General features: G+C 72.3%; 1 pseudogene. It reads right to left on the bottom strand.

Features of this window, described 5'->3' with window-relative positions:
- Positions 1-45 precede the first annotated feature (45 nt).
- A pseudogene (locus ACFW2E_RS27890) lies at positions 46-442 on the bottom strand (superoxide dismutase); the annotation flags it as partial.
- Positions 443-1,037: the final 595 nt, after the last annotated feature.

The following is a 1,037-nucleotide window of genomic DNA, read 5'->3' as shown; positions in this document are numbered from 1 at the left end:
GCACGGAGGCTTCCCGGCCCGTTGACGGTTCCGTGGTACTGCTGGTCAGGTGTCGGCCGCCGCGGCGAGCCGTGTGGCGACATCTTCCCAGTTGATCAGGTCCCACAGCTTGGTGACGCTGTCGGGGCGGACGTTCTTGTACGTCAGGTAGCAGGCGTGTTCCCCGGCGTCGAAGACCAGGAGCGGGGTGCTGCCCTGGCCGACGTTGCCGTGGTGGTCGTAGACCTGCTCCACCATCAGACGCTTGCCGAGGGGCTCCCAGGAGCACGCCCCAGCCGGAGCCCTGGACGGACGCGGTCGCGACGATGAGCTGCTTCTCGAACGCCTCGAAGCCGCCGAGGTGTTCGTCGATGGCGTCGACAAGGGCACCGTCAGGGCGGTCGCCGTCGTCCGGGGAGAGGTTCTGCCAGAAGATCGAGTGCAGGACGCGGCCGGAGAGGTCGATCAGTTTCCCGCCATCCCATCCCCGTGAATCCATGCCGACGGTCTCGGAGGCCTTGCGAGTCGACGATGGCCAACGCCGCGCGAGGTGTCTTCCCGCTGGCCGGACGGACCTTGCGGCGGACCTGGTCGCGGATGACACCGCCGATCTTGGCGGCGGCCCAGCGCCGGGCGAAGCCGTAGATCGTCCGCCAGGGCGCGAAGTCGGCGGGCATGGGTGATGCCGTTGTCGACCACGTAGCGGATGCCGCGCGATGGGCCGTCCCCGTGCCCGCTGTACGCAACTCGTGCCCGACGGCCCGGGGCATCCGACGCCCGCTCACCGGCGCGGTCGGATCCCCCGGTACGCGGTCCGGCAACCTCGCCGTGGGGCCCCCCCCCCCGCCCCCCGGCCCCCCGGCCCCTTGTGGGGGGGGGACCCCGGGTGGGGACCCCCCCCTCACTCACAACCCGGCGTCAGCTCTTGTCGCCGTCCTCCTCGGCGGCGTCCTGGGGCGCGCCCTCGTCGCCGTCCTCGTCCAGGGCGTCGACGAACTAGAACCCGGCCCGCACCCCCCGCCCGGGCGAGGGGGGCGGACGTCCGGCCCCCTCGGCCA

Source organism: Streptomyces sp. NPDC058964 (genome assembly GCF_042741275.1).
Lineage (GTDB): Bacteria > Actinomycetota > Actinomycetes > Streptomycetales > Streptomycetaceae > Streptomyces.
Note: the sequence above shows the minus strand (reverse complement) of the source record. Positions and strands in the feature narration are given on the sequence as shown.